At 28.0% G+C, this 25,031-nt stretch carries 19 protein-coding genes, 1 pseudogene and 2 riboswitches; of the genes and pseudogenes, 5 read left to right on the top strand and 15 right to left on the bottom strand.

The window, feature by feature from the left end; all coding sequences use genetic code 11:
- Nucleotides 1-36 precede the first annotated feature (36 nt).
- The gene (gene bilR / locus IR152_RS10435) at nt 37-1,131 is read right to left on the bottom strand and encodes a bilirubin reductase (RefSeq protein WP_227451787.1); all 1,095 of its coding nucleotides are present in this window, start codon (nt 1,129-1,131) and stop codon (nt 37-39) included.
- Nucleotide 1,132: 1 nt separating this feature from the next.
- Entirely contained in the window at nt 1,133-1,579 is a 447-nt protein-coding gene (bilQ, locus tag IR152_RS10430) for a bilirubin utilization transcriptional regulator BilQ (protein WP_227451786.1), read from the bottom strand.
- A gap of 305 nt (nt 1,580-1,884) precedes the next feature.
- On the opposite strand from bilQ, the gene IR152_RS10425 reads away from it, so the two are divergent.
- Both IR152_RS10425 and IR152_RS10420 read left to right on the top strand, forming a co-directional pair.
- A complete protein-coding gene (locus IR152_RS10425) occupies nt 1,885-3,075 on the top strand; it encodes a pyridoxal phosphate-dependent aminotransferase (protein ID WP_227451785.1) in 1,191 nt (396 codons plus the stop codon).
- Nucleotides 3,076-3,242: 167 nt separating this feature from the next.
- Nucleotides 3,243-4,208: a DMT family transporter gene (locus tag IR152_RS10420; protein ID WP_227451784.1), complete on the top strand. Its 966-nt coding sequence runs from the start codon at nt 3,243-3,245 to the stop codon at nt 4,206-4,208.
- A 220-nt stretch (nt 4,209-4,428) separates the two neighbouring features.
- Here IR152_RS10420 and IR152_RS10415 read toward each other — a convergent pair whose 3' ends face one another.
- The 10 genes and pseudogenes from IR152_RS10415 to IR152_RS10370 form a co-directional block, all read right to left on the bottom strand.
- Nucleotides 4,429-5,091 carry an anthrax toxin lethal factor-related metalloendopeptidase gene (locus IR152_RS10415; RefSeq protein ID WP_227451783.1) on the bottom strand — a complete coding sequence of 221 codons (663 nt, stop codon included), beginning with the start codon at nt 5,089-5,091 and terminating at the stop codon, nt 4,429-4,431.
- A gap of 99 nt (nt 5,092-5,190) precedes the next feature.
- Nucleotides 5,191-5,276, bottom strand: a riboswitch (cyclic di-GMP riboswitch).
- 181 nt (nt 5,277-5,457) lie between these two features.
- A pseudogene (locus IR152_RS10410) lies at nt 5,458-5,760 on the bottom strand (hypothetical protein); the annotation flags it as partial.
- A gap of 268 nt (nt 5,761-6,028) precedes the next feature.
- Nucleotides 6,029-6,114, bottom strand: a riboswitch (cyclic di-GMP riboswitch).
- Between the two features lie 125 nt (nt 6,115-6,239).
- Nucleotides 6,240-7,418 (bottom strand): cation diffusion facilitator family transporter, encoded by a 1,179-nt coding sequence (locus IR152_RS10405; protein ID WP_227451782.1) that lies wholly within the window; start codon nt 7,416-7,418, stop codon nt 6,240-6,242.
- A 394-nt stretch (nt 7,419-7,812) separates the two neighbouring features.
- Nucleotides 7,813-10,587 (bottom strand): calcium-translocating P-type ATPase, PMCA-type, encoded by a 2,775-nt coding sequence (locus tag IR152_RS10400; protein WP_227451781.1) that lies wholly within the window; start codon nt 10,585-10,587, stop codon nt 7,813-7,815.
- A 168-nt stretch (nt 10,588-10,755) separates the two neighbouring features.
- The gene (glyA, locus tag IR152_RS10395; protein WP_227451780.1) at nt 10,756-12,012 is read right to left on the bottom strand and encodes a serine hydroxymethyltransferase; all 1,257 of its coding nucleotides are present in this window, start codon (nt 12,010-12,012) and stop codon (nt 10,756-10,758) included.
- 184 nt (nt 12,013-12,196) lie between these two features.
- Entirely contained in the window at nt 12,197-13,285 is a 1,089-nt protein-coding gene (locus tag IR152_RS10390; RefSeq protein WP_227451779.1) for a hypothetical protein, read from the bottom strand.
- Nucleotides 13,286-13,568: 283 nt separating this feature from the next.
- Nucleotides 13,569-14,267 carry a response regulator transcription factor gene (locus IR152_RS10385; RefSeq protein ID WP_227451778.1) on the bottom strand — a complete coding sequence of 233 codons (699 nt, stop codon included), beginning with the start codon at nt 14,265-14,267 and terminating at the stop codon, nt 13,569-13,571.
- Between the two features lie 102 nt (nt 14,268-14,369).
- Entirely contained in the window at nt 14,370-15,875 is a 1,506-nt protein-coding gene (locus tag IR152_RS10380; protein ID WP_227451777.1) for a histidine kinase, read from the bottom strand.
- A gap of 194 nt (nt 15,876-16,069) precedes the next feature.
- The gene (gene serS, locus IR152_RS10375; protein WP_227451776.1) at nt 16,070-17,341 is read right to left on the bottom strand and encodes a serine--tRNA ligase; all 1,272 of its coding nucleotides are present in this window, start codon (nt 17,339-17,341) and stop codon (nt 16,070-16,072) included.
- Nucleotides 17,342-18,117: 776 nt separating this feature from the next.
- The gene (locus IR152_RS10370; protein ID WP_227451775.1) at nt 18,118-19,713 is read right to left on the bottom strand and encodes an amidohydrolase; all 1,596 of its coding nucleotides are present in this window, start codon (nt 19,711-19,713) and stop codon (nt 18,118-18,120) included.
- 383 nt (nt 19,714-20,096) lie between these two features.
- Here IR152_RS10370 and IR152_RS10365 point away from each other — a divergent pair, with 383 nt between their 5' ends.
- Nucleotides 20,097-21,023, top strand: coding sequence for a carbon-nitrogen hydrolase family protein (locus tag IR152_RS10365; protein ID WP_227451774.1), 927 nt, complete (start codon nt 20,097-20,099; stop codon nt 21,021-21,023).
- Nucleotides 21,024-21,143: 120 nt separating this feature from the next.
- On the opposite strand, the gene IR152_RS10360 is transcribed toward IR152_RS10365, so the two are convergent.
- Nucleotides 21,144-22,142 (bottom strand): YhdH/YhfP family quinone oxidoreductase, encoded by a 999-nt coding sequence (locus tag IR152_RS10360; RefSeq protein WP_227451773.1) that lies wholly within the window; start codon nt 22,140-22,142, stop codon nt 21,144-21,146.
- A 103-nt stretch (nt 22,143-22,245) separates the two neighbouring features.
- Between IR152_RS10360 and IR152_RS10355 the strand changes: the two genes are divergently transcribed.
- Together IR152_RS10355 and rbr are read left to right on the top strand one after the other, a co-directional pair.
- On the top strand, nt 22,246-22,683 hold the full coding sequence (locus IR152_RS10355; RefSeq protein WP_227451772.1) for a MarR family winged helix-turn-helix transcriptional regulator: 438 nt from the start codon (nt 22,246-22,248) through the stop codon (nt 22,681-22,683).
- Between the two features lie 85 nt (nt 22,684-22,768).
- Nucleotides 22,769-23,356, top strand: coding sequence for a rubrerythrin (rbr, locus tag IR152_RS10350; RefSeq protein ID WP_003422762.1), 588 nt, complete (start codon nt 22,769-22,771; stop codon nt 23,354-23,356).
- A 298-nt stretch (nt 23,357-23,654) separates the two neighbouring features.
- On the opposite strand, the gene IR152_RS10345 is transcribed toward rbr, so the two are convergent.
- Together IR152_RS10345 and IR152_RS10340 are read right to left on the bottom strand one after the other, a co-directional pair.
- On the bottom strand, nt 23,655-24,275 hold the full coding sequence (locus tag IR152_RS10345) for a YhbD family protein (protein WP_227451771.1): 621 nt from the start codon (nt 24,273-24,275) through the stop codon (nt 23,655-23,657).
- 7 nt (nt 24,276-24,282) lie between these two features.
- On the bottom strand, nt 24,283-24,828 hold the full coding sequence (locus IR152_RS10340; protein WP_227451770.1) for a polymer-forming cytoskeletal protein: 546 nt from the start codon (nt 24,826-24,828) through the stop codon (nt 24,283-24,285).
- Nucleotides 24,829-25,031: the final 203 nt, after the last annotated feature.

Raw genomic sequence — 25,031 nt, 5'->3', positions numbered from 1 at the left:
TTAACATTAACATATTTTAATTTCTATAAATATAGCCTAATCTAATATACATCCAAACTTAGAGTGTGTTTGTAATGCATCTGCACATTTCTTATTACAATAACAGCATTTTTTAATATCATCCACTCTTCCATCTTTTACTTTTTGTAACCAGTTACTATCTGCCAATAATTGTCTTGACATAGAGACCATATCTACCCTATCATTTGATATAATATTTTCTATAAAATCTGGGCTAGATAATTTCCCAACTCCACACACTGGAAGATTTGTGTGTTTTTTCACTTCATCAGCTAAATATAAAAAACACCCTTCATCTTTAAAATAAGGATGATTCTTAGTTGGTATAGTATCTTCTAATTTTGAATGATTTGCAAGTGTTACATGAAAACTATTTACGCCTAATGATTCAAATTTTTTTACAAAATATTCGACCTCTGAAAGTAGCACTCCTGCATTACCATAATGAGGGTTTTCTTGTCTTATTGCAAGTTTATAGTCTATTGGAATATCCTTAACTTCATTTCGAATACTGCTAATTATTTCACTTGCAAATCTACTTCTATTCTCACATGTTTTACCATATTCATCATTTCTCTTATTAAATATACTAGATGAAAAACTTCCTACAAGCCTATCTCCATGAATTTGAATCATGTCAAATCCCGCTTTTTTTGCATTCAATGCTGTTGATTTAAATAAGTTTATAATATTTTTAATTTCTTCTTTAGACATATTTGTTATGTAATCTTTTACTCCATCATTCATTATTTTTTTTATCTCATCATGTGAAGTAATTCCCATCTTCATAGCATCTTTAATTAAATTAACATCATAATCTGAACAAAATATTTGTGCTGATACCTTTGCACCAGAATTGTGTATTTCATCTACAATTTTCTTGTATTTCACAACTCCATCCTCATCTGACAAGCTCATAGCCATCTTGTGAAAACTAGGTCTAACAGATACATCCCCTAAAGTAATTAGAGCTACTCCTGACTTAGCAATATCAGAAAACTTTTTAATTTTTTCTTCAAATTTAAGACCCATGCTTGTAGGTGCAAATGATACTCTATTTTTTAATTCTAAATTTCCAATTTTAATTGGCTTTAACAAATTGCAATACATCTTATTCTTCCTCCACAGTTGTTTTTATATCCTTTACCACATGTAATTTCTTCACTAATTCTTTATATTCTTTATCTGAAAACTCTTTTTTTATGTGGTTATCCCACTTTGAAAATATATTTTTTATATCTCCTAATACTTCCTCACCCTTATCTGTTACTCTCAGCTGAAAAGCTCTGCTATCATTAGGATTTTGTACTTTTTCTATGTATCCACCTTGTTCTAATCTAGATATAGTTCTTGTTGTATGAGCCTTATCAACTTCGAATTCTATCGAAACATCATTCAAAGAACAGTTTCTATTTTTATTAATATAGATTAAATAGAAATACAGACCATTCGTAAGTTTATATGGTTTTAAACATTTTTCACAATAAAGTTTAAAGTTTTTTTGTAAATTACAGATAATATATGACAAACTTTCATACTGTAAATTTTTAAAATCCATCTTAAATTTCTCCTCTATAATTATAATATATTTGACTATATCAACTATATTATATTAAATAATTAATATAGTCAAGAATATTTTATTCTCTAAATCTATGTCTTATTAATTCTTTATAAAATAATTATAGAAAGTAATTATGATTAAGTTAGAAATTGGAATTTTTAATATACACTGTACATAAATATATTTTATATAAAAGTCTATATTTTCAAACAAATAATTTTTCGAAAATTGTCTAATTTCAGTAAAAATATGGTAATATATACATAAGCAATATAAATCTATAAAAAGGAGTGTTACATATGATATCTAATAAAATGCAAACTTTAGTTGCAAACAGTTCTGTTATAAGAGCTATGTTTGAAGAAGGAAAGAAACTTTCTGATATTTATGGAGAGGAAAATGTTTTTGATTTCAGTATAGGAAATCCAAGTGTTGAACCTCCAGAGACTATTAAAGCAGTTATAAATGATATTTTAAATGAAGAATCTCCAAATTTAGTTCATGGATATATGAATAACTCAGGATATGAGGATGTAAGAGATACTATTGCTAAACACATAAATAAAAAAAATGGATTAAATCTTACAAGAGAAAACTTAGTTATGACTTGTGGTGCTGCTGGCGGTCTAAATATTATTTTAAAAACTCTTTTAAATCCTGATGATGAAGTTATTGCTTTTGCACCGTATTTTGGTGAGTATAAAAACTATACAGAAAACTATGATGGAAAATTAATAGAAGTTCCTACAAATATAGAAACTTTTGAACCAGATTTAGATGCTCTAAAAAATGCCATTACTTCAAAGACAAGAGCTTTAATAATAAACACTCCAAATAATCCTACTGGTGTTATATATTCTGAAGAATTATTAAAAAACCTTGGAGAACTATTAGACTCAAAGCAAAAAGAATTAAATACAAATATATATTTAATTTCTGATGAACCATATAGAGAAATAATTTATGATGGTGCCAAAGTTCCTTGCGTACTAAAATACTATAGAAACTCATTTATAGGATACTCTTATAGTAAATCATTATCTCTACCTGGTGAACGTATAGGATATATTGTTGCTAGCGGACAAATGGATGATTTTGACGATGTTATATCTTCGTTAAATGTTGCAAATAGAATACTTGGATTTGTAAACGCTCCTTCTCTTTTTCAAAGAGTTATTGCAAGAAGTTTAGATGCTGAAGTCGATGTAAACATTTATAAAAAGAATTTTGACCTTCTATATAATAGTTTAATCGAAATGGGATATTCTTGTGTTAAGCCTAGTGGTACATTCTATCTATTCCCAAAATCTCCAATTGAAGACGATAAAAAATTCTGCAATGATGCAAAACAGTTTAATTTATTATTAGTACCAGGTTCTTCTTTTGGTTGTCCAGGTCATTTTAGAGTGTCATATTGTGTATCTTATGACAAAGTTAAAAGTTCTTTACCATCATTTGAAAAATTAGCTAAACTTTATAATTTAAAATAATTAAATCAAGGTAATTCAAATAATAAACTACATTAGTATAGAATCTAAGTATTCTATACTAAGGTAGTTTATTATTTTATGTACTATATTTTATATACTATATTATTCCAATAAACTTGAATATTGTCATCTATAGTACTAATATAAATTACAAGGAGGTGTTTGACTTGAAAAAAGGTTATGTTTATATAATCCTGACTACATTATTTTTTAGTTCAATGGAAATTAGTCTAAAAACTGTCACTAATGACTTTAATCCCTTACAAATAACCTTATCAAGATTTTTTGTTGGCGGTTTGGTCTTACTACCTTTTGCTGTAAAAAGATTAAGATCTCTTAGTCTTTCTATTACAAAATCAGACTTAAAATACTTTGCATTTTTAGGTTTTATGTGTGTAGTGGTAAGTATGTCATTGTACCAACTGGCGGTTCTAAACACAAAAGCATCTGCAGTTGCTGTTTTGTTTAGCTGTAATCCAGTCTTTGTAATGCTTCTAGCTTACTTAATTTTAAAGGAAAAAATATATAGGTACAATGTAATTTCACTTATATTAGAAGTCCTTGGAATTATAGTTATAATAAATCCATTGCATACAAAATTAACTTTTAGTGGAATATTCTTAACTTTATCTTCTGCTATTATTTTTTCAATGTATACTGTATTTGGTAAAAGAAAAACCTTAAAATTTTGGGGAATAGTTGTAACTTGTTTTAGTTTTATATTTGGTAGTTTGGAAATGCTAATATTAGTTTTGTTTACTAAAATTAATTTTATCACAGATATATTAAATAAAAACAAACTTCATGTATTTGCAAATATCCCTATTTTTAGTGGCTATACCTTACACAATATGTCTATTATGATTTATGTATTCGTATTTGTTACAGGTGTTGGTTATGCACTTTACTTCATGGCAATGGAAGCTACTTCTACTAGTCTTATATCTTTAGTCTTCTTCTTTAAACCAGTAATATCTCCAATACTAGCATTATTAATACTTAAAGAAATTATTCCTATAAACATGGTTATAGGAATTTTATTAATAGTAGTGGGTTCAATAATTTCTATTATACCTACAATAATTACTCAAGCTCATAATAATCACGTTGAATCATTGTATAAGGAGTCGTAATTGATGTGTTATTGTGGTTATAAAGTGGTTATAAATAAGAATAAAATTATTCGTTATACATGTAATATAAAAGAGGCTATCTAAAAAGATAAGCCTTTTTTTCACTGTTGAAATGATGAAAATATATTTGATTTCATACAAAAAAGAGTGCCTCCTGAACTAAAAAGTTCATTTTGAGACACCCCCTTACTTTGTATTTATTTTAAATTTATTAAATTATCTATTTAGCTAAGTCGTGTAAAAAGCTATAAGTTTGTGGACAAGTTGCTTTTAACTTACTATTGGTATCTTGATTTAAATAGTAATATGCAAATGCTTCTGCAAAGAATTCTTCAGGATATATACCTAAATAATTTACATTACCTAAAAAACGTCCTTCTTTAGCAAATATTCGTTTAAATTGTGCTGACTTAGAAATATCATTTAATGCTATATGATCTATTGCATGTGCTGTTTCATGTAATTCTAAGTTTATTGCATCATGACCTTTACCTTTGTTACTAAATCCTATTCTAAGGGCTACTGTGCTTCCACCTAAACCTGGAACATCATCCCAAGTTTTTCCAGCACCTTCCCAACCCTTAGGAACTACACCTTTTAAATAAGCATATTCTTTTTCGTCTGTTAACCTTCCACTTAATAATTTTATTTTTAAATTATCTTGCTTTAATGCATTTAAATACTTTCCATCTATTTTAGCTAGTCTATTTACCATAGCATTAGCTTCATTTTTATTGTAATTTCCATTTGGAAGAACCACTATTTTACTAAGTATTTTTTTATTTTGTTGTATAGTAGTACTGCCTGCATGTACACTTACTGAAACTGAACTTATTAAGAATATTGATATTATAGCGATTAATAATTTTTTACTTGGTCTCATATTATTCCCTCCTTTGAATTAGGCCGGGAGCAATAAATTTCAAAATAAAAAAGATACCCAAGAGTATCTTTGTATATACAAAAAGAAATTTTTACTCTTTTCGGCAACTGGCTGGCATGGTTTACTAAACTTTAGCCCCTATAGCTTTGCGTCACTAGGTTTCCCTAGTTTTGCCTCATTTAATTTTATATCTATATTATAGCTTATATCTTTTTAACTGTCTATGGGGTCTTGGAATTTTTTTCTAAGAAGTTATTATTTTTTTACATAATACACAAAAAAATATCTTCTAACAATATTTTCACTATTAAATATTATTTTAGAAGATATTTTTTAATATTACTTATATTTTTATAATGTTAGGGTCTAATTTGTATTTTTGTCTCGTCTTAATATAATAATCCCTATAATAGCTCCTAGACCTAATAGTATTACTCCAATAATTGTAGTATTATGTCTTGTCTTTGGTGGTACTGGCGGATTTACTACAGTATCCTCTTTCACTTTATTATTCTTTTCTTCTGATACTGATGGTTTTACTACTTCTGGTATTGGAACAATTGGTTTAATAGGCTTTTCTATTATATCATCTGATGGTGGTATTGGTGGATTCATTACCTCTGGTATTGGTGGATTTACCACATCATCTGATGGTGGTACTGGTGGATTTTCATCTCCAGTTGACAAATTAGTTGAACCACTTTGAATTCTACTGTTCTCTCCTAACTCCAAAGCATAAGATACAGTTGGATATATTGTAGATACTACCATACTTAGAATCATAATTAAACTGATTAATAATGCCTTTTTATTTTCTTTCTTCATATAGATTCCTCCCATCTAGACTGTATATAATTTATAATCTTCCATTAAGATTATATATAAATTAATTTTTACTAAAAAATTATACAAAAAAAGCCATGAAAATAAATAAATTTATATTCATAGCCGGTTGCACCACTGACTCAGTATATCCATAAGGTGCCCAATAATAGAATATACTTCAACATCTCTATAATATTTCATAAAAAACAATTAAAATTGTTATATTCATATTAAATATAATTATATATTTCTATTATATTATGCATTTATACTCTTGTCTATATTTTTTACATTTTTTACCTTATTACAATATTAATTAATCATCAAATAAAATCCTTATCTACAATAATAACGCAATTATATTCAGGGTTTATCTCCTTAACTAATTTTGTTATATCTTCTTTTAAATCGTCTTCTGACATACCTTTGGAAAATTCAGAAGGATTGACTACTATATCAAATACTAAATTCTTCTTACTTCCCTTTCCAACTATTCTAAAATCATGCATAGATTTTACAAGGCTATTTTTCTTAAGTATTTCTTCAAGCTCTTTTTTTGCTGACATAACTTCTTCATCTTCAAGACATATTGGGTCCATGTGGATTACTAAATATATATCTAATTTCTCAGATATTTCTCTCTCTGCAGTATCTATGATTTCATGGATTTCCATTATATCTATGTTAGATGGAATTTCTGCGTGTATAGATGCGATACATCTGCCAACTCCATAGTTATGAATGATTAAATCATGTGTACCTATTATATGTTTATAAGATGACAACAATTCTATAATAGATTTTACCATTTCTTCATCTGGTGCTTCTCCTAGAAGAGGATTTATAGTATCTTTTACAAGAGAAAAACCAGCATAAAGTATTACTAATGATACTACAATACCCACATATCCATCTATAGGAAAACTAGTAAATCTAGCTACAATAAATGATATAACTACACAGCTTGATGTAAATACGTCTCCTAGAGCATCAATTGAAACTGCTTTTAATGCTGAAGAATTAATCTTGTTTCCCATAAATTTATTAAAACGGCTCAACCAGATTTTAATCATTATAGATGCAATCAAAAGTATAAGTGGTATTACTTCAAATTTTACAGGAACTGGATTTACTATTCTTTCTATAGATGACTTTACAAATTGAAGTCCAACCAGCATCACCATAAATGCTACTATTAACGCTGATAAGTACTCTATTCTTCCATGTCCAAAAGGATGCTCTTTATCAGCTGGCTTACTTGCTAATTTAAAGCCTATCATAGTTATTGCTGAAGATGCCATATCAGAAAGATTATTAAATGCATCAGCCATTATAGCTATACTTGATGTTAGCATGCCTGTGAATACCTTTATCACAAATAAAAGTAAATTAGATAATATACCTACTACACCAGCCACATAACCATACTTATTTCTAACATCTGTATTTTGAACGTTTTCGCTATCTCTGATAAATGTTTTGACTAGGATTTTTGAAAACATAAAACTTACCTCCTTGTCTTTTATTTTATTAACAAAATTTAGAATCTATACCTTTATTTATGATAACATAATTTATATATAAAATTCTTAAAAATTACTCTACTTCAATAAAATATTATTCCATATGTCCATCTAGATACAAATTATTATATTCCATAAAATTTTTATAGCTTAATATATGTTTAATATATTCTATATTAAGTTTTACAAAGATTTTTTATTATAATAGTATCATTTTTCCCAAGTATCACTTAGAATATGATTTTTTTGTATCATATATTTTAATTTAAAATGATAAAATTTTGCTATTCCAAAACTCTTGTTGATATAAATTTTTTCTAATGAAAAAACCGCAAAGTCACAATATATATGCTACTTTGCGGTTTCATAAAAATTAATTTTTACTACTAAAATTCATAGTTCCACTATTTTTCATTGTTCTAAGGATTAGCTTTACAAACTCATTTGAAAACAGAATAGTAGATGCAAATAATATTATTTTTATCCACATATCAAAGTCTAAAGAAACAGTATTAAAGAAACTCTGGAATACTTGTGTAAATATTATTTGAATTACACCCGTAACGACTATTATTTGTAATGCCAGCTTATTTTTAAAGAAATTTGGTATTATACTATTCAAACCAAACTCTCTACAATTTAATGCATTAAAAAGGGCACTGAATGCAAATAAAGAAAATATAACAGTACCTTGTTCTTCTGGTGTAGCTCCCAATATATTAAAAGCTGATTGAGTAAATACAATTGTAATTATAAGAATAGCATTTATAATAATATTTACAAACATAGACCTAGCTATTATACCAGAATGTCTATTTATTGGTTTTCTTTTTAATACATAATCTCTAACAGGTTCTAATCCTAAGGCTAGAGCTGGAGGACCATCCATTATTATGTTTACCCATAATAATTGTATTGTGGTAAATGGCATATCCTTACCAGTAAGTTGAGATATTATAGCAATTATAAATGCCACTATATTTACAGTAAGCTGAAACTGTATAAATCTTTGAAAATTCTCATATATACCTCTTCCCCATTTTATTCCCTCTACTATTGTACTGAAACTATCATCAGTCAATATTATATCTGCTGCATTTTTAGATACTTCTGTACCTGAAATCCCCATTGCAATTCCAACATCTGCTTGACTAAGAGCTGGGGCATCATTTATACCATCCCCTGTTACAGCTACAACTTCGCCACTTTTTTGAAGTGCAGAAACTATTCTCATTTTTGTATCTGGTTTGCTTCTTGCAACAATAGATATTCCTTTGATTTCTTCTCTCAATTCTTTATCTGTCAATACATCTATATAAGTTGCTTCAACTGCCTTTTTCCCATCATTCAATAATCCTAATTCATTACCAATAGCTGTTGCTGTATTGATATTATCTCCTGTAAGCATTTTTACATCTACTCCTGCACAAAATGCTTTATCAATAGACTCTTTGACCCCTTCTCTCAGTGGGTCTACTATTCCCACAAATCCACTAAAAACTAAATTATCTTCCTTCATGTAACCTCTTGGATTTCCTATTAAATTCAATTCACCTTCTGAAGTTATTGCAACTTCTGTTTTAGACTTACTCATCTTTTTATAAGCAAATCCTAATGTTCTCATAGATTTAATTTGTAATTTCTTAATCTCATCTAAAATACTTTTTTCTATTTTTGGAGTTATTGGAACAATATTTTTTCCTTGTTGTACATAAGAACATTTTTTTAATAATACTTCTGGTGCACCTTTTGAAAGAAGTATCTCTGAATCCTCTTGACGAATTAATGTCGACATTTTCTTTTCTTCTGAGCTAAAGGGTATTTGTGATATCAAATAAGTCTGTTTTCTCATTTCATTATAGTTCTTATCATTGTGATATAAAAGTAATGCACACTCTGTTGCACTTCCTATATATTTAAATGAGTTTTCTTCTTTTTCTATGTCTGCAGTTGAATTTACTATACAGTTTTGTTCAAAATAGCTATTACTTTGATACTCTCCTCCACCTATATACTTACCATCAACGTATGCTACTTCCACCATCATTTTATTTTGTGTTAAAGTACCTGTCTTATCAGAACATATTACAGAAACAGAGCCTATAGTTTCACAGGCTTCTTTCTTTGTTACTAGAGCATTTATCTTTGCCATCTTTTGCATAGTTATAGCTAGTGTAATATTTATCATAGTTGGCAAACCTTCTGGAACAGTTGCAACTATTAAGGCAATACAAACCATATATGCGTTTTTAGCAGGCTCTAATGATTGTAAGAAAGATAATATACTTCTTGTATCTAAGACTAGCATACCTTTTCTCTGCATTTGTATAATCATAAACATACACAATAAAGTAGCTATTACCCCTGATATGCCTGCTATTTTAGCCCCTAACTTCCCTAATTTAATTTGAAGCGGAGTTTGTTGCTCTTCATTTGATAAATTCTGTGCTATCTTGCCCATCTCTGTCTTATCACCAATATGAGTGACAACCATTATCCCCCTACCATATGCTACAAGAGTTCCTCCAAATACCATGTTGACTTGCTTTGCAGGTATTGCATCCTGTTCAATTATTTCTGTCTTAGAATAAACTACTTCCATATCCAATATAGCATCAGCATTCTTAGCTACATCATCTGACTCTCCTGTTAGCATATCTTCTCTAAGTTTCAAATTTATGGATTGTATAAGTCTTCCATCTGCTGGTATCATATCTCCAGTTTCTATATATACAATATCTCCTGGTACTAAATCATTTTTTGATATTTTAATTATCTTTCCATTTCTAAGTACCTTTACTTCTATATTTTCAGTTAATTTTGATAGGGCATGAGCTGCTTTTTTAGATTTTCCTTCAGTTATTATACCTATTGAAATCCCAATGAAAATAGCCCCTAAAATACCTAATGCATCATGTAATTCCCCTACAAAAGAACTTATCACTGCTGCTCCTATAAGAATTAATATCATAGGCTCTGTCAAGCTTTCTCCCAACTCGTCCCAAAATGTTCGCCCTTCTTTTATAGTAAATTCATTTAATCCATATCTAAGTTTCCTTTCTTCTACCTCATTATCATCAAGTCCAATTTCTGGATTTGTTTTTAAGTATTTTAATACTTCTTTGGTAGGTTTATTATAATACCTCATAACTTTATCCCCCTTGTTAATTATCTATAAAGAATTATATGCTTATGATAGCTTGTATATTACTTTTCAAAAAAAATAAGGCGTTGATTAATCAACACCTTATAGCGGTTATATATTATTAGGTTTTATGTTATAGGCTTTATAGGTTGTGGGCTAAAATCAATACACTTAATCTTCAAAATACCCTTCTGGATATAATGGAAACTTAGATATAAGCTCTTGAGCTTCTGCTTTACACTCATCTAATACTTCTTTATTGTCAATATTTTCTGCTACCTTATTCATTATTCCTGCTATCTGTACAACTTCTTTTTCTTTAAGACCTCTTTGAGATATGGATGTAAGACCTATACGAACGCCACTAGTTACAAATGGTGATTGTGGGTCATCAGGTATAACATTTTTATTAACTGTTATCCCTACATATTCAAGAGCTTTTTCAAACTGTTTACCTGTAAGATTTTTACTTCTTAAGTCAACCATAACTATATGGTTATCAGTTCCTCCACTTACAATACTAAAACCATGTGAAATAAGTTCAGATGCTAGAGTCTGAGCATTTACTACAACTTGCTCCATTATTTTTTTAAATTTATCTGTACTTAAATACAATAGTGAAAAGGCTTTTGCTGCAACTGTATTAAGATGTATAGAACCTAATGTTCCTGGGAAAACACCTTTATCAAGTTTCTTTGCATGTTCTGCTTTACAAAGTATAATACCACTTCTTGGTCCACAGAAAGTCTTTGTTGTGGATGAAGAAACAAAATCTGCATAAGGTACAGGGCTAGGAATTATTTTTGCTGCTACCAAACCTGCTACATGTGCCATATCTACCATAAAGTAAGCTCCTACTTCTTTTGCAACCTTTGATATTCTTTCATAATCTATTAATCTTGGATATGAACTTGCTCCTGCAATTATAAGTTTTGGTTTACATTCTTTTGCTTTTGCTTCAAGAGCATCATAATCTATACGCCCAGTGTTTGGGTCTACTCCATAAAATTCATATCTATAAATGTCATGTAAAAAATTAACTGTACTACCATGTGTTAAATGTCCACCTTGGTCAAGACGCATACTTAAGACGGTATCATTTGGCTTTAATATTGATGAATATACACAATAGTTGGCTGTAGAACCTGAATATGGCTGTACATTTACATGTTCTGCTCCAAATACTTCTTTTGCACGTTTGATTGCTAGAGTTTCAAGTTTATCTGCTTCTTCAGAACCTGCTTGAAAACGAGCCCCTGGATAGCCTTCCTCCGTTTTATTTGTAAATACACATCCACTTAATTCAAGTACTTCTGTTGGTGCTGTACTTTCAGAAGCTATCATTTCAATATTATGCTCTTGTCTAACCAACTCATCAGCTACAATCTTATATAACTCTGGGTCTGAAATTTTTGTTGTTTTTAACATAATAACACCTCTTTTAAATTTAATTATTTTTATAAATTTAATGCAACTTTGTTTATATTTATATATTACTATATCGTTTTAATTAAATATATTATCATATTTTACAATTTATTTAACTATTTTGACTTTTTAAATCTATATTATATGAAAACTTCCCTTAACTATAAACTATTGATAAGTGACCCTATTCCTGACTTTGTGTTGATTTTTCTCTACATGTAATAGCTTTATATACCATACAGACTAAAATTAAAAGTCCCATATAACCCGTATACGGATACAAAATATTTACTAGTTTACCAAATGGTAAGAATCCACCTATACAAGCCAAAATAGCTATTACTGTTGTTATTAATTTAAATTTAGGATGCTCATCTTCAACAATTCTATTAGTTACAGACCATAAAAGTGGAACAGCTGTTGTATATATACCTAATATAAGTGCAACTGAGAAAAGTACACCTACAATAGAAGCTATATTATCTGCTAAATAAAGTGATGGTATTTCTTTCATATATAAGTTTTCTATATCTGAAATCATAGCCAAATACATAACGATTCCTGCAGTCATAAATACTACTCCACCTAACAGACCTCCCCAGAAAGCATCCTTTTTACTTTCAATAGAAGCTCCCATTCCTGTTAAAAAAACAATCATTACAATAATATTTAATGTATTATAAATTACACCTGAAACTATTGGACTTCCTGATGCTTTTGTAACTTCAATATTCTTCATAGCTTCTCCAACCATAGATAAACCATCAAAATGTTTAAACAAGCTTATTAATCCAACAGCAATTGTAAATACTGCTATCACTGGTCCAATACGACCAAGTATACTTACTAATTTTTCTAGACCCATAGACACCGTGATTAACGTAGCAACAGCCATCAAAACTCTTCCCAAATAAGGATTTATACCATAGTATTCAGTTAAAGTTGAACCTGCACCAGAAATCATTACTATAAGAATTCCAAACAAAAATATTGGACTAAACCATTCGTAAAATTTTCCTAAAATCTTTCCACAATAAAAAGTATAAATTCTCGTTGGTTCTTTAAGTTTTAATTCTCTACCTCTAGTTATAACTTCAGCACCAAGAAATGAAAATAACACCATTGATATTAATGCTCCAACTAGCCCCATATACCCTTGGGAGGCGAAAAATTGGAGTATTTCTTGACCTGTAGCAAATCCAGAACCAATTGCTGTTGCTAAATAAGCCCCTGCAATACAGATAATATTTTTCACATTCACTTTGTCTGACATATTAAACTACCTCCATTATAAAGTTACCTTCTTCAACAAATATAAATTCTCAGCAAATTAAATGAAAATTCTGTCTTTTTTGAACAGTATTTTATTTGCTTTTTTTATTTTGTATATCTTTTTATTTTTATTTATATATATTTTTTTATATAAATAGGTACATCTTTTATAAGGTTTAATATCATTAAATATGTTTAAAGCGCTTTAATTTTTACTATAATTAAAGTATACTTATTCAGACACACTCAAACAATTATCTATATTGACTTTTTATTTATCAATCTCAATTTTTAGTATTTAATTTATAGGCTTTTGGAGTCATTCCTTTTTCTATCTTAAAATTCTTGTAGAAGTTGTTTAGACTATTATATCCAACTATTTCTGCAATCTCATTTATACTTTTTGTAGTATTTTCAAGTAATTCAATAGATTTTTCTATTCTTACATGATTTAGATATGATATAAAAGTTGTATTCAAATTACTTTTAAAAATTCTAGATATATTAGATGGATTAGTTAAAAATAATTTAGCACAATCATTTAACTTTAAGTCCTTACCATAATTTAAATTTATATACTCTAGTATCTCATTTAATAAATTATTATTAGTATATTGATAACCGATAATATTTTCTACAGACCTAGTAAACTCGTTCATATCCAATGGTTTAAGGAGTATATCTTTCACATTTAGCCTTAAAGCTTTTTGTGCATATTCAAAATAGTCAAAAGCAGTTATTACTACAAAGTTTATTTTTTTAGACAGATGAGATGTTTTTTCTATTACTTCTAACCCATTATATATTGGCATTTGAATATCTATAAAAACTATGTCTGGTTCTAAACTAATTATCTTCTCTACTGCTTCATCACCAGATGTTGCTTTACCAACAATTTTTATTGGCATATCTTTCATTTCTATAAAGTGTGTTATTATTTTTAAAACAGCTTCTTCATCATCTATTATTAGTGCTTTTCTCATGAGAATTCCTCCCTTTTAGCTTAATAATATAAAAAAGTAAGATATATAAAACATCTAATATATTTCTTAACATTTATAAAACTTATTAAGTTTACACAAGTTCTATACATATTCCTTATAATTTTCAATAGGAATTTTAATCATTATGTAAGTTCCTTCTTTATCACTTGACTTTATATCCATATCAAAATCATTTCCATAAGCAGATGTAAATTTTGTATATATCAAAGACAGCCCATGACCATTATTACTACGAATACCTTCCTTTATTTTGTCTATATTATTTTCCTCTAAAATAGTTCCATTATTATGAATTTCTATAATAGCATACTTAGAATCTACTCTTGCAATTATATCAACTCGCTTTTCTGTATCAATATCTCTAAATCCATGTGTAAAAGCATTTTCTACAATAGGTTGAATAAAGTTAAAAGGTACAGAAAGACTATAGAGTTTCTCAGGAATAAGATACTTTACTTTAAGTGCATCTCCATAACGCAATTTCTGTAAGTTTAAATAATTTTTAATATACAATATTTCTGATTCTAATTCTACAAATCGTAAATCAGACCTCATTGTGTATCTAAACATTTTTGATAAATCTATTATTGCACTATATAAATCATAACTACCATCATCAAGTGCTATACTTGCCATTGAATTTAGAGTATTAAATAAAAAATGATGATTTATTCTTAAGTTGGTAACCATATCTTGAGCTACCCTTAAGTTCATTTCAAGTTGCTCTCCATAATGATATGTTCTTGCAATAGCATTCTCTTTTTCTTGTAAATCCTTTCTTATGTCATTGAATGAACAAAAATTTATTATATTTTTAGATATTTGTTTTAAAAGACGTTTTATACTTCTAGCAGCACCTTCTGGTATATCATATAAATTACTATGCGTTGTATCTAAATTTAAATCAGATAATAATACATATCCTCCTCTTATAACTCCTATACTATTGTTTTTGTATAATATTGGGATATTATATATTGTTATCCCATACTTACATACAAATTGATTGCTACTTTTTTGATTCATACAATCACAATTTTGAGGAAATTTCATAGGATTACATTCTTCAAAACAAAATAGAGGAAAATAAGGATTTTTTAAAACTATATTCCATGAATCATCATATATAATTAATGGAATTTTAAATGGGTCTATAAATTGACCACGAATTGATTCTATTGCTGCATATAAATTTAAAGTGCTTTCACTATAATTTATTAAAGTCTTCTTCAAATAATTATTAGGATTAATTTCTATAACTTCACTTTCTCCTATATCACTTACATTATTTGAAACAATAAGCTCTTTTATAGCTCTATCACCCGTATTTATAGTTTCATGTGTACTTCCAGATTCTATATAAAAAATCATACCTTGGTAAAAAGGCTTCCAGACTCCGTTAATAATATACAGACCCTCACCTTCTAAAATATATATCATTTGCTCTTGACCATAATGAACATGATTAAAATGTTTTTTACCTTGCATAGTTACTGCAATATATATATTCATAGCTTGTTTTGGATTGTTTTCGTCATAAGTGTGTTTCCATTCAATATATCCCCACTCTGTCTTTTGAACTTTCATAAAAAATTCCTTTCTACTTGCAAATTATTTATATTTATTTTTTTGTAAATTTAGTAAATAAAAAAGTGTACATACTCTTTCATATGATAGCTTACTATATCAATATTCATTAGTTTGTACACTTTTTTATATTCATTATTATTTTTTAATTGCTTCTAGTTTATCGTATTATTTAAAAATACATAATTTAACTCTTATTTAATAACAGAAACTCCCATATATGGTCTCAAAACCTCTGGAACAACTACAGAACCATCTTCCTGTTGATAATTTTCCAATATAGCTGCAACACTTCTTCCAATAGCTAATCCAGAGCCATTTAATGTATGTGCATATTCAGCTTTAGAATCTTTATCTCTTTTAAATCTTATTCCTGCTCTTCTAGCTTGGAAATCTTCACAGTTTGAACAAGATGAAATCTCAACATATCTATTGTAACTTGGCATCCAAACTTCCACGTCGTATTTAAAAGAAGCTGTAAATCCTAAATCACCTGTGCATATCTTTACTACTCGATATGGTAATTTCAATAATTGTAGCATAGTCTCAGCATTGTTAGTAAGTTTCTCTAATTCATTGTAAGATTCTTCTGGTGCTACTATTTTAACCATTTCTACTTTGTTGAATTGATGTTGTCTTACTAAACCTCTTGTATCTCTTCCAGCAGAACCAGCTTCTGACCTAAAACATGGAGTATAAGCTGTATAATTTATTGGTAATTGTTCAAATTTAAGTATTTCATTAGCATGTATGTTAGTCAAAGGAACTTCTGATGTTGGAATTAGAAAATAGTCCAGCCCTTCTATTTTAAACATATCTTCTTCAAATTTAGGTAGTTGACCTGTACCTAAAAAACTATTTCTATTTGCCATAAATGGTGGAATAACTTCTGTATATCCATTTACTGTTGTATTTGTATTTAAGTAAAAATTTAATAATGCTCTTTCTAACCTAGCTCCTAATCCTCTATAAAGAGTAAATCTTGAACCAGTTATCTTACTAGCTGTTTCAAAGTCAAGTATACCTAACTCAGTTCCTATTTCCCAATGAGCCTTAGATTCAAAATCAAAAGTAGTAGTCTTCCCCCAAGTTCTTACCTCAACATTGTCCTCGTCAGTTTCACCTTGTGGCACTTCTGGATGTGGTACGTTTGGTATTCTCATTAATAAGTATTCCATCTTGTCTTCTACTTCTTTAAGGTTTTGGTCTATTACTTTAATTTTATCAGATAACTCTTTTAGTTTAACTTTTTCACTTTCTACATCTTTACCTTCTTTTATAAGATTTGGTATATTTTTAGATGCTGTATTTAGTTCATTTTTCATAACTTCAACTTCTTGAAGAATCTTTCGTCTTTCATCATCTAACTTAACTACTTCATCAAGGTTAAAGGCTTTTTCGCCCCTTCTTTCCATTGCTTTTTTTATACAATCTAAATTTTCCCTTATTCTTTTTATATCAAGCATTTTTTCCTCCTCAGTACCTAAGATTGGATTTTATCTCTTAATCTCAAATAACTTCGATAATATACTTTATGCTTGAGGTTAAGAAACCCTTTTATTTTATCCGAACCTATTATTTTTATTTTATTTATATTTTACTCACTTTTTTACTCATTGTCAAATTATATTTAATTAAATCAATATAATTTAATTTTAAGAGAATATTTCTAGATTTAACTTCATTATAATTATATCGATTTTGCCAATCAATTATCTATTTTGACTTTTTCTTTATCAATCTTGTATAGTTATTAACTTTCATATAAGTTTCTTTATATTATAATATATCTCTTATTTATATAGAACAATTTTAATGAATAATTCAAGTATAGGTATGAAATTGAATTTTTTAGAACTGATTGTAAGAAATACTCAAAGAAGAATAGTAGTTTCCCAAGATTCACAATATATTTTATATGAAATGTTGTAATGTAATCCATTAATGAATTTAAATTTGATATTATAAATTTAGCTCCAAAATCTTACTGTAAAGTAATATACATAGTTGTTTCATAAACTAATAACTGCTTAATTATTTTATATAGTACATAGATAACTTTAATAAATTGATATTTCTTTAAAAAAGTAGAATTAATAAAATTATACTGATAAATCTTCAATATAATAATTAAAATTTAATAAAAAAAATAATTGTTGATTTAACTGTAATTTTATTTAATTCTACCTAATTTATTATCTAAACCTATTTTTATATAAATGATAAAGTATCTAATTTACATCTACTTTAAAGAATACAATACTTCTCCTTCTCTTATAGTCTGCAACACTTTAATATCTTTTATTTTCATAGTGTCGATTGTAAGCGGATTTTCATCTAATATTATCAAATTAGCCAATTTACCTTCTTTAATTGAGCCTTTTTTATCTTCTTCAAAATATTGATATGCTGCATTTATAGTAACACCCTTTAAAGCATCTAGTGGGCTTATCTTTTCATTTTCTCCTATTTGTATACCTTTTTTTGTAATTCTATTAACAGCACACCATACTGTTTCCAGCATATTAGGAGCTATTACTGGTGTATCTTGATGAAGAGTGTAAATTAAACCTTTTTCTATAGTCGTTTTAAGTGGGCTAATCTTAAATGCCCTATCTTCTCCAAGGTTTTTGATATGAATGTCACCCCAATAGTATGTGTGAGCTACAAAGTATGAAGGTATCATATTTATATTCTTCATACCATCAACTTGGTCTGCTCTTACCGTTTGAGCATGTATCATAACTGGTCTTGCATCATTTTTACTATTTTCTTCTTTTAAATTCTTTTCAAATGAATCTATTAATTGGTCTGCTGCTGCATCTCCATTACAATGAGTTAAAAGCTGCATTTTTTCTTTTAGTGAAGTCTTTATAAATTTTTCTACTTCTTCATCTTTATATATAGGATATCCACAGTAATCATCTGAATTTTCATACGGTCTAGTTAACCATGCTGTCTTACCTTGTGGAGAACCATCTAAGAATATCTTATATCCACCTATTTTAAATCTATTTTTATATTTCTTTATAAAATCTCTATTGTCATCTGCTACAGACTTACTTTTTTTCAAATCCACATACCCTACAGTATCAATTTTTAATTTCTTTTGATTTGCCATTGTCTTTAGAAGGTTAAATTGATTCTCTGCCATTAGGCCTTCTTGAACTGTTGTAATACCATAACTTAGATATATGTCCTGCGCTTTTTCAATTGAGTTAAAAATGTCATCTGGTGATGGTTGTTTTATTTTAGACGATACATTAAAAAATGCATTCTCCTCTAAATATCCATTTGGTTCTTCACTGCCTTCTATTCTACCTATATGCCCACCTTCTGGGTCCTGTGTTTCATGAGTAACACCAAGTTGCTTTAGTCCTAAGGTGTTTGCAACTCCCATATGACCAGAAGCATGTGAAATTAGTATTGGATTCTCTGAAGATGCACTGTCTAGCACGTATTTATCTGGATGTCTATGTTCTTCTAAGAAATTATTATCATATGAAAATCCAATTATCCACTCACCCTTGTTTATATTGTTTGTCTCTTTGAAATCCTTTATTTTTTTTATTATGTCTTTAAAACTAGTTGCATCTTCTAATGGAATTAACTTTAGTGTAGTAGCAAAAGCTATTAAGTGACTATGTGAATCTATAAAAGATGGCATCAATGTCTTGCCTTGTAAATCTATAACTTCTGCGTCTTTATCTTTTAGGGCAAATACTTCTTCTTTTGTTCCTATCTTTTTTATTATTTTGTCTTTGATAAGAATAGCATCTCCACATATTGAGTCTTCCATTGTGATGATATTTCCATTATAATAAATTTTTTCTGTCATAAAATTCTCCTTAAGTTATCTAGTCTAATAAATTTTCTTTATTATTTTCTACTTAATTATATTATCTTATATTAACTTTGTTTCTTTAGACTTTAATCATATAAAAGTTTTATTTTCAATTATTGTTTGCTAAGAAATAAATACTATTCATTCTAAATAAGACAATTTAATGTTCTTTATACTAAGTAAAAAAATATTATAAGTTATTAAGTTTAAATATCTGAACTCAATTATATTTGTGCAATTGTAATTTTTTAAATCATGATGTATTATTTTAAATATACAGTTAAATTATTATTCACAATATAAATATCTTATTTCTCAAATAACATCTTATGTAGTCTATTCAATTCAATAAATTAAATATTTTTTAGGAGGTTTTTATGAGCAATGAAAATAAAAATGTAAGAATTGCTGTTGTTCAGGCATCGCCAGTCATAATGGATTTAGAAAAAACTGTTGAAAAAGCATTGGGATTAATTAAAGAAGCTGGGAGAAAAGGAGCAAATATTGTAGTTTTCCCAGAAGCATTCATACCTGCATATCCAAGAGGTCTTTCATTTGGATTTGTTGTTGGAAGTAGAACAATGGAAGGTAGAGAAGATTGGAAAAGATACTATGATAATTCTGTGCCAGTTCCTAGTGCTACAACAGATTTGTTAGGAAAAGCGGCTCAAGAAGCAGGCGTATATCTATCAATGGGCATAACAGAAAGAGATGGTAATGATATAAATTGTACTCTTTATTGCACAAACTTGTTTTTCTCTCCAGAAGGTAAGCTTATTGGTAAACATAGAAAACTTAAACCTACAGGAACAGAAAGATGTATTTGGGGAGAAGGAGATGGAAGTACTCTTACAGTAGTTGACACTCCATATGGAAAAATGGGTTCATTGATTTGTTGGGAAAACTATATGCCATTAGCTAGAACAGCTCTTTATGCTAAAGGAGTAAAACTTTATATAGCTCCTACTGCAGACTCAAGAGAAGAATGGCAAGCAACCATGAAACATATTGCTTTAGAAGGAAGATGTTTCGTTATAGGATGTAATCAATATGTTGAAAAAAATATGTATCCAACTGACCTTAATTATTATAAGGAGCTAGATGTAGAACCAGAGATTATGTGTCCAGGAGGAAGTTGCATAGTTGACCCTTTTGGAAAATATGTAGCAGGTCCTATTTTCAATAAAGAAGAGATGCTAATAGCTGATTTAGACCTAGAAAAAATAGTACTTAGTAGACTAGACTTTGATTCAGAAGGTCACTATTCAAGACCAGATGTATTTGAATTAATTGTTCATGAATAATCTTTTTACACAAACTTTTGCACAAAAAATTTTTACATAAAAAAATGAGATACTCCTAAATAAATTTAAAGTATCTCATTTTTACTTAAAACCTAAAGTTCTAATCGTAAACTTAATCACTTATATTTTTTCTAAATCAACTACTGTTCTTCCCACGTGTTTTCCTGCCATTATTGAATCTATACTATCATTTAACTCTTCTAATGATACTACATTTACCATATCGTCCAAATCGTCCAATTTCCATTCATTTGATAATAAGTCCCATATTTTTAATCTTAAGTTCATTGGGCATTCTACAGAATCTATACCATACAAAGTAATTCCCTTTAAGATAAATGGATATACTGAACTTGTAAACTCAATTCCTCCTGCATTACCACAAGTTGTCACTGCTCCACAATAATCAGTTGTCTTTATTGCTGTTGACAAAGTATTTCCTCCTACTGTATCTATTACTCCAGCCCATCTTGGTCTAAGTAGAGGTCTACCTGAGTTATCATCCAATTCTGACCTATGTATAACATCTTTAACACCTAAGTTTAGTAATACTTCTTTTTGTTCTTCTAGTTTTCCTGTTGAAACTACAACTGAATAACCTAATTTAATCAATATTTTAGTTGCAATTACAGCAACCCCTCCAGTACCACCAGTAACTAATACATCTCCCATATCATTACCTACAGAATTTATAAATTTGTATACAGATAAAGCTGCTGTAAATCCTGCTGTACCATAACTCATTGCTTCTTTTAGTGAAAGATTTTTTGGAAGTCTGACTATCCAACTAGAAGGAACTCTTATATACTCTGAAAAACCACCAGAAGTATTCATTCCCAAATCATAACCTGTCACTAAAACTTCTTCTCCAATTTTAAAATCATCACAACTACTATATTCTACTATACCAGATGCATCAATTCCTGGTGTATGAGGATATTTTCTAGTAACACCCTTATTTCCATTTGCAGAAAGTGCATCTTTGTAATTTAGAGAAGAATATTTTACTTTTATTAAAACTTCGCCTTCTGGCAATGTGTCTATTTCTCTTTCAACTATATTTCTTCTAAAACTTCCTTCTTCTTCTGTAATATATAATGATTTAAATTTTTTATTCATAAATTTCCTCCCAATACATTTAGTTTTATGTTAAACTAATTATAGTTTATAAATAGTTTTATGTCAAACTAATTTAAATAGGTTAAAGATTGGAGAATAATTTATGGAAGATAAATATATTATACATTTTATAAGTAAAACAAAGGCTAATATGATTAAATTCATTGAAAATAAACTTAGTAAAAATGGTTTATATGAATTGATACCTACTCATGGAAATATTTTAACTGCACTTTATGAAAATAATGGAATACTTACAATGAAAGAAATTGCAACTAAAATAGGAAAAGATAAATCTACTGTTACAGTGTTGGTTAATAAACTTATAAATCTAGGATATATAGAAAGACAAAAATGTACTAATGACAAACGTGTCACGTATATAAAGCTTACAGAAAAGGCATTACTTATAGAAGATACATTTAATAGTATCTCAACACAAGTTAAAGAAACAGCATACCATAATATTACAGAAAATGAAAAACAAGAATTTCTTAGAATTTTAAAAAAAATTAATGATAATTTTAAAAATGCTGACTAAATTGAGCATAATTATATCTCCTATTGGAATAATAAATAAAAAGAATCAAATATTGTAAAAATTTATTGTGATAGAGAGGTAGAATATGAATTTAAAAGATAGTAAAACTAAAGAAAATTTATTAAGAGCTTTTGCAGGTGAGAGTCAAGCTAGAAATAGATACAATATTTCTGCATCTGTAGCAAAAAAAGAAGGATTATATATAATAGAATCTTTATTTAATTACACTGCTGACCAAGAAAAATCACATGCAAAACAATTCTTTTCTAAACTAAAAGAATTTGCTGGTGAAAATATAAATATATCAGGAGCATATCCTGTAGATTTATATGATAAAACAGCACAACATCTTAAAGCTGCACAACATAATGAGCTTCAAGAATGGGATGATGTATATAAAAACTTTGGAAAAACAGCACGTGAAGAAGGATTTGAATCTATAGCTAAATTATTTGAAAATATAGCTGAAATAGAAAAGGTTCACGGTGATAGATTTGGTAGATATGCTACTGATTTAGAAGAAGGTACTTTATTTAGAAGAAATGAAGATATACAATGGATATGTACACATTGTGGACACATCCATGTAGGTAAAGAAGCTCCAAAAGCTTGTCCTGTATGTCTTCATCCACAAGGATATTTCTTAGATTTTAAAAACTCATTATTTGAATAAATTAAGGTAATCATTATATTTAAACAATTTACTATATTTATATTAAATATTTTTATAAATACCGTATTATCTTAATAGCAATAAAATGAACCATAGAGATTACTATAAATATAAAATGTAATTTGAATACAATTTATAGTAATTCATCATGGTTCGTTTTATTATTCATTAATCCCTATAGCTTATCTAAATATATCTTTAATTTTTATATACTTGTAAAAATCTAATTTTTAAACCCAATATTTAAATAAAATGTATTTTAAGTAAGTTATTGTAATACATTATATAAGATAGTCTACTATGATAACCTTATACTTATATCATTTATTTCTTTCATTAAGTCAATCTCAACAATCTTAACCACATCTTTTTCAAATTTTACTTTTTTATAATCCAGACATCCTACTACAAATGGAACTCCAAACTTTCTAAACAAATAAATTTTACCATTTTCATTATATATTGCTGTAAAGTTTTCTTCTATTATACTCATTATCAGTTTTAATTCTTCAAAAGTTATTGTGGATTTAACTAAGAATTTCTCTATTACATTCAATATAAGTAGTTCTTTTTTACCTATACTCTGCTCTTTTTTATATAATTTTTGAAATATTTCCTTTGTATAATTACATATAACTTCTTTACTGAGAATAAAATCAATATCAAACTCTTTATTAGTATCTTTTTTCATAAACATATTTGCAATATCATCAAGAGAAGTCTCTTCTTTCATAGATAATATTAGTTCTATTCTCTCTAGTATTTTATCTCTTGGAAAGAAAGTTTCTTGACCTGTAAAAGCTGATTTTTTTATAAACCATTCTTCTGGTATAATATTTTTTCTTTTCCATCTATATAATTGCCCATAAGATATATTAGTTTTACTCAGTAAATCTTTCTTAGATATTAATTCTTCCATAACTTCTCTAGCCCACCTTTATACTGTTTTCTACAGTAGAATTATCTGAAATTGATAAATTATCACTGTATTCAATATCTCCAACATCACAATTATCTACTAAAGATATATTTTTTCCACGTATATCTTTTATTGATGCATCCTCTAATTCAATAGTATCTCCCTCTATCAAATCACATTTAAATTTTCTAGAAAAAATATTAATAATTTTAATTAATTGAAAAGCATTTTTATTTCTTCCTATTTGTATATTAGTTGCACCTATCTCCTTACAGTAAGAACCTCCTCCTGAATAAACATATATATTTTCTCCATTTAAAAGACCATCACATTTTATAGCTCCATATACCTTTATATCTTCACATTCTATATTTGCTTTATTTCTCATTTCACCATATATTTTTATATCTCGTGCATACATATTTTCATTTATACTTAATTGTCCTTTTATTGTAACATTATTACATTTCAGTTTACCATCAACTTTCTGTTGAGCAGTTATAACCAAGTCATCTATTTCTGCATCTCCATCTATACTAAGTTGCCCATTCACTCTTACACGTTCAGCTTTAATATTATCTCTTTATAACAGCTTTTCCATTTACAACAAAGTTTTTTATATTAAAGTTTAGTGAATTTAACCCTTCATTCATAATGATATCCTTTCATTAACGCATTTTATCCTTGAACTTAATATAACAAAACATTGTTACGTTGTCAAGTGTAATAATTATATGCAATAAAACAACCCTTATT

Origin of the sequence: Clostridioides sp. ES-S-0108-01 (genome assembly GCF_020662285.1) — a bacterium.
Classification (GTDB): Bacteria; Bacillota; Clostridia; order Peptostreptococcales; family Peptostreptococcaceae; genus Clostridioides.
This window is presented reverse-complemented; position numbering and strand designations above follow the sequence as displayed.